Genomic DNA, 10,135 nt, shown 5'->3' on the forward strand with positions numbered 1-10,135 from the left:
TCGCGGCCCTGGTCGACCGGGGCCAGCGGTGTCGGCTCCGCCAGTCCGGTGAGCGCGGGGGGGCGCGCCGGGCGCGCGCCCCCGGGGGGGGGGGGGGCGCGCCCCGCCCCCCAGGAAAGGGGCGGCCGGCCCCGCCCTCACCTGTTTCCCGCCTCGTCCTCGCCACTCCGGGGTCCGCCCCGGTCACCCCCGGCCCGGTCCAGCGTAGCGAATGGGCTCACACGCCCGACGCGGCGATCTGCAACCCGCCGCCGGTGCCGATGACCTGGATCCAGCGGTTCTCCGAGGTCACCGAGCCGTTGGTGAGGTGGTAGGTGAGGGAGACGACCGCGCGGTTCTCCCCGCTCGGCGTGATCGAGCCGACAGTCACCGAGCGTACGGTCGACCAGAACGCGGAGTACTGGCCGAATCCCCCGGTCTGGGCCTGATAGCCCGGGGCGAGCTGCGCCCACGCGCCACCGATGTTGCCCGGGAGCATGCCGTAGTACCCCCCGATGAACTGGCCGATCCGCTCGGGCGTCGGCGGTCCCGCGGGCGTGGTGGTCGCCGTCGTGGTCGGGGCAGGCGTGGACGTGGGCTTGGCCGAGGTGCTCGTGGCCGAGGCCGCCGTCGATGTCGGGTTGCTCGGCGTCGCGGTCACGGGCACGGTGATGGTCTCCTGGTCCGGCACGATCACGACGGTGCTCACCTTGCCGTCGACCACGGTGGTGACGGTGACCGGGTCCGCGGCCCGCTGACCGGGATCGGCGCCGCGGTCGCGGGTCAGCACGAGGACCACCAGCATCACCGTGAACGCCGCGACCGCGGCGGCGAGCAGCAGGATCGCGCGGTTGTTCGTGGTACCGGACTCGGTGCGCGCGGCTGGATTCGGGCCGACCGGCGGCGGGCCCGAGGGCGAGACGGCACCGGTGCCGTTCCCGCCTGCCGGTTCCCGCCCCGCCGGGCCTGTGCCCGCCCCCGGCACACCGGGTGCCGGGTCCGCGCTCGCCGTGGAGCGCTGCCCGGCCGCGCCGGTGCCCGTCGACGACCCGCCCGTGATGGCGGAGCGCGCGGCCTTGGCCAGCGCGAGGCCGCCACCCAGGAGTCCCGCGGCGCCGGACTTCGCGGCCGTCCCCGGCGCGGGCGTCGGCTGGGGCAGCACGGTGGTGGCCGCCTCGCCCAGCGGCAGCACTTTCGTCGCCGTCGCGGGCAGGGCCGGGACCCGGCCCGCCGCAACGTCTTCCAGCGCCTTCCTGGCCTGCGCCATGGTGGGGCGTTCCTCGGCCGACGCGGTGAGCAGCCATTTCAGCACCGGACCGAGGGGGCCGGCCCCCTTCGGCTCCGGTACCACGCCACGGGCGACCGCGTGCAGCACGGCCAGGGGGTTGTCACCCTCGCCGAACGGCGGGGCGCCCTCCACCGCGGCGTAGAGCGTGGAACCGAGCGCGAAGACGTCGGCGGCCGGTTTCGGGTTGTCGCCGCGGGCGATCTCGGGCGCCAGATAGGCCGGGGTCCCGGCCAGGAAGCCGGTGGCGGTGACGGTGACGTCGCCGGTGGCATGCGAGATGCCGAAGTCGGTGAGCTTGACGGTGCCGTCGTCGCCGACGAGCAGGTTGGCCGGCTTCACGTCGCGATGCATGATCCCGGCATCGTGGGCCGCCGACAGCGCCGCGGCGGCCTGCGCGCCGATCCCGGCCACCTCGATCGGCGGCAGGGTCGCGCCACCGGCCAGCTTCACGGCCAGGCTCGGCGCGTTCATGTACTCCATGACCAGCCACGGCTGGCCGTCTTCCTCGGCGACATCGAAGACCGTGATGGCGTTCGGGTGGTGCAGGCGCGCGGCGATGCGACCCTCGCGCATGGCACGCAACTTGGCCTCCAGCGCCTGGGTCCCGGTGAGTCCCGGCGCGAGCAGCAGCTGTTTCACGGCCACGGTCCGGCGCAATCGGACATCGGTGGCGCGCCACACGACCCCCATCGCGCCCGTGCCGATCGGGTCGGTGAGTCGATAGCGACCCGCGATCAACCGATCCGATGTCATAGCTTGTGCCCCTCCTGCAATACCGCCGAGTCGTCCAGCCCTCCGCGCCACAGCGGGATGAAACTTTCCGAAAATCCTACGTGCTGAACTGCTTTGCCCGCCCTCGCGGGCAGTCCGCTCCAGGCACTCCACACCGCTTCGTGACCGGACTCACAAACGACGCCGGACCGGCCCGCACGGGACCGGTCCGATCAGCCGAGAACTGTCAGTGTGTCAGGCGTTGAAGTACTTCGCCTCCGGATGCAGCAGCACGAACGCGTCGGTGGACTGCTCGGGGTGCAGCTGCAGTTCCTCCGACAGCGTCACCCCCACCCGGTGCGCTTCGAGCAGGTCGACCAGCTTGGCCCGGTCCTCGAGTTCCGGGCAGGCGCCGTAGCCGAAGGAGTACCGCGCGCCGCGATAGCCGAGCTTGAAGTAGTCCTGGATGTCGGCGGGATCGTCGTCGGCGACCGAGTGCCCGTCCAGGGTCAGCTCTTCGCGCACCCGGCGGTGCCAGTACTCGGCCAGCGCCTCGGTGAGCTGCACGCCCACGCCGTGCACCTCGAGGTAGTCGCGGTAGTTGTCGGCCGCGAACAGGGCGTTGGCGAAGTCGGCGATCGGCTGACCCATGGTGACCAGCTGGAACGGCAGCACGTCGACCTGCCCGGTCGCGCGGGCCTTGTCCCGCGAGCGGATGAAGTCGGCGATGCACAGGAACCGGTCGCGCTGCTGACGCGGGAAGGTGAACCGATACCGTTCCGGCGCATCGGCATCCGGCTCGGTGAGCACGATGACGTCGTCACCCTCCGACACCGCGGGGAAATACCCGTAGACGACGGCGGCGTGCTGGAGCACGCCCTCGGTGGCGAGCCGGTCGAGCCAGGCCCGCAGCCGCGGGCGGCCCTCGGTCTCCACCAGTTCCTCGTAGGTGGGTCCGTCACCGCTGCGCTGGCCGCGCAGCCCCCACTGGCCGAGGAACAGCGCGCGCTCGTCGAGCAGGCCCGAGTATTCCTGCAGCGGAAGGCCTTTCACCACGCGGGTGCCCCAGAACGGCGGCGTCGGCACCGGCAGGTCGGCGGCGACATCGGAGCGCTCGGGCACCTCGATCGGCACCTCGGCGGCCTTGCGCTCGGCGGCGATCCGCTTGGACCGCTCGTGGCGGGCCTTGCGCTCGGCGGCCTTCTCCCTGGCGGCGACGGCCTCCGGACTGTCGGGGTCGGGGCCACCGCCGCGCTTGACGGTCATGATCTCGTCCATCAGGCGCAGGCCCTCGAACGCGTCGCGGGCGTAGTGCACCTCGCCGTCGTAGACGGCGGTGAGGTCGTTCTCCACGTAGGCGCGGGTGAGCGCGGCACCGCCGAGCAGCACGGGGAACTGATCGGCCACGCCCTTGGCGTTGAGCTCCTCGAGGTTCTCCTTCATCACCACGGTCGACTTCACCAGCAGGCCGGACATGCCGATCACGTCGGCCTTCTTGTCCTGCGCGGCGTCGAGGATGGTGGCGATCGGCTGCTTGATGCCGAGGTTGACCACCTCGTAGCCGTTGTTGGACAGGATGATGTCGACCAGGTTCTTGCCGATGTCGTGCACGTCGCCCTTCACCGTCGCCAGCACGATCCGGCCCTTACCGGAATCGTCGGTGGCCTCCATGTGAGGTTCCAGGTGCGCGACAGCGGTTTTCATCACCTCGGCCGACTGGAGCACGAACGGCAGCTGCATCTGACCGGAGCCGAACAACTCACCGACGGTCTTCATGCCCGACAGCAGGGTCTCGTTGATGATCTGCAGCGGCGGGACCGACTTCATCGCCTCGTCCAGATCGTCACCGAGGCCGTTGCGCTCGCCGTCGACGATGCGCTGTTCGAGCCGCTCGAACAGCGGCAGCGCGGCCAGTTCCTCGGCACGCGAGGCCTTGGACGAGGCCGTGGACACACCCTCGAACAGGGCCATCAGCTTCTGCAGCGGGTCGTAGTCCTCGGTGCGGCGGTCGTAGACCAGGTCGAGGGCGACCTGGCGCTGCTCCTCGGGGATCCGGCTCATCGGCAGGATCTTGGAGGCGTGCACGATCGCCGAATCCAGGCCGGCCTCGACGCATTCGTGCATGAACACCGAGTTCAGCACCTGCCGGGCGGCCGGGTTCAGGCCGAAGGAGATGTTGGACAGGCCGAGGGTGGTCTGCACCTCGGGGTGCTTGCGCTTGAGCTCGCGGATGGCGTTGATGGTCTCGAGACCGTCGCGCCGCGACTCCTCCTGACCGGTGCCGAGGGTGAAGGTCAGCGTGTCGACGATGATGTCGGACTCGAGCAGGCCCCAGTTGGTCGTGATGTCCTCGATGAGCCGTTCGGCGATGGCCACCTTGTGCTCGGCGGTGCGGGCCTGGCCCTCCTCGTCGATGGTCAGCGCGACCACGGCGGCACCGTGTTCGGACACCAGCCGCATGATCTGCTGGAACCGGGAATCCGGGCCCGCGCCGTCCTCGTAGTTCACCGAGTTCACCGCGCAGCGCCCACCCAGATGCTGCAGGCCCGCCTGCAGCACCGGCGGTTCGGTGGAGTCGAGCATGATCGGCAGCGTCGAGGAGGTGGCCAGGCGCGAGGCCAGCTCGTTCATGTCGGCGGTGCCGTCGCGGCCCACGTAGTCCACGCACAGGTCGAGCATGTGGGCGCCGTCGCGGGTCTGGTCCTTGGCGATCTCGAGGCAGCGCTGCCAGTCCTCGGCCAGCATCGCCTCACGGAATGCCTTGGAGCCGTTGGCATTCGTGCGCTCGCCGATCATCAGGATCGAGGCGTCCTGCTCGAACGGGACGGCGGTGTACATGCTCGACACGGCCGGCTCGTGCTCGGGCGCGCGCCGCGCCTCGATCGGCGGCAGCGTGGTCTCGACCGCGCGCACCGCCTCGGCGACCTGGCGGATGTGCTCGGGGGTGGTGCCACAGCAGCCACCGACCAGCGAGAGCCCGAACTCGGAGACGAACCCGCTCATCGCGGCCGCGAGCTCCTCCGGGGTGAGCGGGTACTCGGCGCCGTTCGCGCCCAGCACCGGCAGGCCGGCGTTCGGCATCACCGACACCGGGATCTGCGCGTGCCGCGACAGGTGCCGCAGGTGCTCGCTCATCTCGTCGGGGCCGGTGGCGCAGTTCAGGCCGATCATGTCGATGCCGAGCGGCTCCAGCGCGGTCAGCGCCGCGCCGATCTCGCTGCCGACCAGCATGGTGCCGGTGGTCTCCACGGTGACGTGGGTGATGATCGGGATCCGCCGGCCCGCGGCGAGCATCGCGCGCTTGCTGCCGGTGACCGCGGCCTTCACCTGCAGCAGGTCCTGGCAGGTCTCGATCAGGATCGCGTCGGCGCCGCCGTCGAGCATGCCGAGCGCGGCCTCGGTGTAGGCGTCGCGCAGCGCGGCGAACGGGGCGTGGCCGAGGGTGGGCAGCTTGGTACCCGGGCCCATCGAGCCCAGGACATAGCGCGGGGTGCCGTCGGCGGCGGGGCCCATCTCGTCGGCGACCTCGCGGGCCAGGCGGGTGCCGCGTTCGGACAGGTCACGGATGCGGTCGGCGATGTCGTAGTCGGCGAGGTTGGGCAGGTTGCAGCCGAAGGTGTTGGTCTCGACGGCGTCGGCGCCGGCCTCGAAGTAGGCGCGGTGGATCGCGCGCAGCACGTCGGGCCTGGTGTCGTTGAGGATCTCGTTGCAGCCTTCGAGGCCGCGGAAATCGTCGAGCGTGAGATCCGCGGCCTGCAACATCGTGCCCATCGCACCGTCGCCGATGACGACACGCCGTCGCAGCGTGTCGAGGAGCGTGGTATCGAACCCGGCGGGCGAGGACGCAGACATGGATCAAGACTAATGGGCGGCACCGACGAACCGGACCACTGTGGGTGATCGGAGTGGCCTGCGACACAGCGCGCACCGGAAACACGCAACAGCGCCGGTCACCGCAAAACAATTCGCCACAGACACTAGGCTGACCGGGTGGATGCCAGTGAGACCCCCGAGACGGAACTGCCGACGTTGCGCAATCCCGTGCTGGTTGCTGCCTTCGAGGGCTGGAACGACGCCGGTGACGCGGCCAGTGGCGCGGTCGAACATCTGGAGTTGATCTGGGACGCCGAGCCGCTCGCCGAACTCGATTCCGAGGACTACTACGACTACCAGGTGAACCGGCCGACCGTGCGTCAGGTCGACGGGGTGACCAGGGAGATCCAGTGGCCCTCGACCATGCTCTCGGTGTGCTCGCCGCCCGGCAGCGACCGCGACGTGGTGCTGCTGCGCGGCATCGAACCGAACATGCGCTGGCGCAGCTTCTGCAACGACCTGCTCGAGTTCATCGAGCAACTGGGCGTGGAGACCGTGGTGATCCTCGGCGCGCTGCTGGCCGACACCCCGCACACCCGGCCCGTGCCGGTGACCGGTTCGGCCTACAGCCCCGAGGCGGCCGAGCGGTTCAACCTGGAGCAGACCAGGTACGAGGGCCCGACCGGGATCACCGGCGTCCTGCAGGACCAGTGCGTGAAGGCCGGGGTGCCCGCGGTGTCGTTCTGGGCGGCGGTGCCGCACTACGTCTCCCAGCCGCCGAACCCGAAGGCGACCATCGCGCTGCTGCACCGGGTCGAGGACGTGCTCGACATCGAGGTCCCGCTGGGTGAGCTGCCCAAGCAGGCCGAGGAGTGGGAGGCGGCGGTCAACGAGATGACCGTCGGCGACGAGGAGATCAACGAGTACGTGCGCTCGCTCGAGGAGCGGGGCGACGCGGCGATCGACCTCAACGAGACGATGTCGAAGATCGACGGTGACGCGATCGCGGCGGAGTTCGAGAAGTACCTCCGGCGCCGTGGCCCAGGCAGTTTCGGTCTGTAGTTGTCACCGCTGGCCTGAGAGTCTTCGCTCGCGTGAGCGAAGGCGACGGCGGTTCGGCAGCGGCAGAGATCGTCAGCGCCGTGCTGCTGACCGGTGGACGGCCGGAGCGCGGCCGCTACCGAGATGGTGGTTCGGATCCGGTGCCCGCCATGCTCAGCGCTCCAGGGTGAGCACTTGGGCGGCGGCCTCGTGCGCCAGCTTCGCGATCAGCAGGTCGCGCGGAATCGTCTGACCGGCAAGGTGATCCAGGGACGGCACCACCACATGGTGGGCATCGGCCCGCTTCAATTCCTGGGTGAGCTCGGCGAACGCCGCACCGTCACCCGCGGTCGATTCATGGAACGTCGCGGCGAAACACATCCCCGCGGTGCGCGCGAGGCTGCGTAGCGCATCCTCCAATTGGTCGCCCTGGCCTTCGGCCAGATCGTCCCGCAAGTATCCATAGATCAACGCTTCCACCCGAACCTCCGTTGGATTGGGATCGCTGTTCTGTTGTCGGATCCCCCCGCGCCGCGCCGTGCGCCGCGCGGGGGTACTGCGTTGCCCTGCAAGCTCTCCCACAGGGCGGGTGTCCGGTCTGCGGGCCGGGCACCTGCTTACAGCATGCGGATTCGGCGTCGTTCGCAGCAGATGTCAAGCCGATGACATCTACATGCCCTATTCGGGACGCCGAACGTTAACTGGTGGGATACTACCGCCGTGACCGCAACTGATGATCGACCCGTTTGGGCTGTCCGGATGCGCTCGGAACGTGACGCGAGGGGGTGGTCGCAAGCCGATGCCGTCCGCGCGATGCGTGCCAAGTCCTCCCACAACCTGCCGACAGACAGTACTCTGCTCCGCAACTGGCGCCGCTGGGAGTCCGGCGAATCGCGCCCCGACGAGTTCTACGCGCCGATCATCGCGGCCGCGTTCGACACCGTCCCCGCCGCGTTCTTTCCCAAGGCCCGGCCCAACCGCGATGACGAGCTGTTATCGGCGACCGGTATGGACACCCTCGAGTTCATCGGCAGGCTCCGGATGTCCGATGTCAACAGCGCGACGCTGGACGCGGTGCGGATCACCGCCGAACGGCTGTGCTGCGAATACGCCTACGCCGACCCGCACGACCTGCACGCCGAGGGCACCGCCTGGCTGCGCCGGATCACCTCACTGCTCGACGGCAGGCTCACCCTGAGCCAGCACCGGGAGATCCTGGTGCTCGCGGGGTGGGTGGCGTTGCTGGTGGGTTGCGTCGATTACGACCTCGGACACCGGGCGGGCGCCGAGGCCACCCGGCGGGCCGCCGATTCGCTGGGCCGCGAGGCGGGCAGTGTCGAGATCTCGGCGTGGGCGGCCGAGATGTCGGCCTGGTTCGCGCTCACCCAGGGCAATTTCCGGGGCGCGATCGACGTGTCCGAGAAGGCGATGTCGGGGACCTCCGCGCTCGGCGTCGGCGTGCAGCTGGCCGCGCAGCGGGCCAAGGGCTGGGCCCGGCTCGGCGACCGCAGGGCGGTCCAGGCCGCCCTCGACGAGGGCAGGGCCATTCTGTCGCGCACCGGTCACCCGGCCGATCTGGACAACCACTTCGTGGTCGACGCGACCAAGTTCGACTTCTACGCGATGGACTGCTGCCGCGTCGCCGGGCAGGACCGGCTCGCCGAGCGCTACGCCAACCAGGTGATCAGCGACTCGACCAGGCCCGACGGCACGATCCGCAATCCGATGCGGGTGTCGGAGGCGCGGCTGACGCTGGCGGTGGTCGCGGTGCGCGACCGCGATCTCGAACGGGCCGTCGACGAGGGTGTCGCGGCGTTCACCGCGGGCAGGCGTTCGCTGCCGTCGCTGGCCTGGATCGCGGGCGAGGCGGCGCGCGAGATCATCGAACGCTACCCGGGAGATCCGCGCACCCAGTCGTTCCTCGAGCAGCTGCGCTCGCTCAACGCCGGGTGAGCGGGGCCTACCAGACGCCGGTGGCACGCCGTGGCGGGACGGGTGCCCCGGCGGCGTCGGTACCCACCACTAACCTCACTCCGGTGACCGACCTCGCCGACGGCCTGCCCAGCGCCGTACCCGCCCTGTGGGACGAGCGCCTGCGGTTGTTCTCGTTCGCGACCGCCGAGAAGCGCGCCGACTACCTGCGGGTGCTGCGCGCCTTCGACAGCGCCCGCGCCGCCTACGTGGTGCTGCTGCACGCCGACGACGTCGCCGACTGGATCGCCAGGGCCGAGTCGGGCACGCACGCCGGACCGGCCGGGGTGCCGCTGCCCGCCGTCGAGATCGGCCCGCTGCTCGAGCAGTTGCACCGCTGGGGCGTGCTCGAACGCAGCTACGACGGCACCCGGGCGGCCACCCTCGCCGAGTACCGCAACCGGCACTACGTCTACCAGTTCGCGCAGGCCGGTTTCCAGGCCTACCGGGCGGTGGCGGGCGTGCTGACGGCCAGGATGGACGACGCGTCGCTGTCGCGGCTGGTGCTACCCGAACTGCTCGCCGATCTGGGCACGCTCGCCGCCGCCAATCGCGACGCCGACGCCGAGCGCGTCTACACCACGCTGCGCAGGCTCGACGCGGCACTCACCGACATGGCCGCGCGGGCCGCGCACTTCTACCTGTCGCTGGGCGATCTGGTGCGCACCACCGAGATCACCCCGGAATCCTTTCTGGCGCACAAGGACGCGCTGCTGGCGCACATGCGCGAATTCAGCATGGATCTGGCCCGGTTCGCGCCGCGCCTGGCCGGCGCCATCGGCGAGGTGGAGGACACCGGGGTCGAGCAGCTGATCACGCGCGCGGCGAGCTGTGACGAGCGGGTGCTGCTCAGCCCGGCCGAACGCGAGGCGGATTGGCGGGCACGCTGGGAGGGCCTGCGCACGTGGTTCGTGGCGGCGGGCGGGGACTCGCCGGAGACGTGCGAGGCCGACCGGCTGCGGGAGGCGACGATGAGCGCGATCGCCGCGGTGCTGTCGCTGCTGCGCCGGGTCACCGAGACCCGACGCGGCGGGGTGAGCCGGGAATCGGCCTTGCGGCACCTGGCCGCCTGGTTCGTCGACACCCCCACCCTCGGCAGCGCGCACGCCCTCTACGACGCGGTGTTCGGCCTCGGCAAGCCGCGCCACCTCGCGCTGGAACACCCCGACGCCGACCTGGTCCCGGCGAACCGGTCATGGTGGGACGCACCGCCGTTGGAGATCTCGCGCACCCTGGCCGAGACCGGGCGCGCGCCCAGCGCGGGCGCGCCCGCCCGGATCGCGCGCAACGACGCGGGCATCCGGCGCCTGCGCGAGGCGCAGCTGGCCGCGC

General features: G+C 70.8%; 7 protein-coding genes. 4 read left to right on the top strand and 3 right to left on the bottom strand.

Annotated features, from left to right (window positions below):
- Positions 1-217: 217 nt before the first annotated feature.
- Both QH270_RS22005 and metH read right to left on the bottom strand, forming a co-directional pair.
- Positions 218-2,020, bottom strand: coding sequence for a serine/threonine-protein kinase (locus QH270_RS22005; RefSeq protein WP_280345605.1), 1,803 nt, complete (start codon positions 2,018-2,020; stop codon positions 218-220).
- Positions 2,021-2,233: 213 nt separating this feature from the next.
- Positions 2,234-5,830 carry a methionine synthase gene (gene metH, locus QH270_RS22010; protein ID WP_280345607.1) on the bottom strand — a complete coding sequence of 1,199 codons (3,597 nt, stop codon included), beginning with the start codon at positions 5,828-5,830 and terminating at the stop codon, positions 2,234-2,236.
- Between the two features lie 138 nt (positions 5,831-5,968).
- Here metH and QH270_RS22015 point away from each other — a divergent pair, with 138 nt between their 5' ends.
- Positions 5,969-6,853: a PAC2 family protein gene (locus QH270_RS22015; protein WP_232999327.1), complete on the top strand. Its 885-nt coding sequence runs from the start codon at positions 5,969-5,971 to the stop codon at positions 6,851-6,853.
- 32 nt (positions 6,854-6,885) lie between these two features.
- A complete protein-coding gene (locus QH270_RS22020) occupies positions 6,886-7,023 on the top strand; it encodes a hypothetical protein (protein ID WP_280345612.1) in 138 nt (45 codons plus the stop codon).
- On the opposite strand, the gene QH270_RS22025 is transcribed toward QH270_RS22020, so the two are convergent.
- Positions 7,007-7,312, bottom strand: coding sequence for a hypothetical protein (locus QH270_RS22025; protein WP_110041252.1), 306 nt, complete (start codon positions 7,310-7,312; stop codon positions 7,007-7,009). The genes QH270_RS22020 and QH270_RS22025 overlap by 17 nt on opposite strands.
- A 333-nt stretch (positions 7,313-7,645) precedes the next feature.
- On the opposite strand from QH270_RS22025, the gene QH270_RS22030 reads away from it, so the two are divergent.
- Positions 7,646-8,785 (top strand): XRE family transcriptional regulator, encoded by a 1,140-nt coding sequence (locus QH270_RS22030; protein ID WP_280345615.1) that lies wholly within the window; start codon positions 7,646-7,648, stop codon positions 8,783-8,785.
- Between the two features lie 140 nt (positions 8,786-8,925).
- Positions 8,926-10,135: TIGR02677 family protein (locus QH270_RS22035; protein ID WP_348537679.1), on the top strand; the 1,210-nt coding region annotated here is incomplete at its 3' end.

The organism is Nocardia neocaledoniensis, from assembly GCF_029868625.1.
GTDB classification, from domain to species: Bacteria; Actinomycetota; Actinomycetes; order Mycobacteriales; family Mycobacteriaceae; genus Nocardia; species Nocardia neocaledoniensis_A.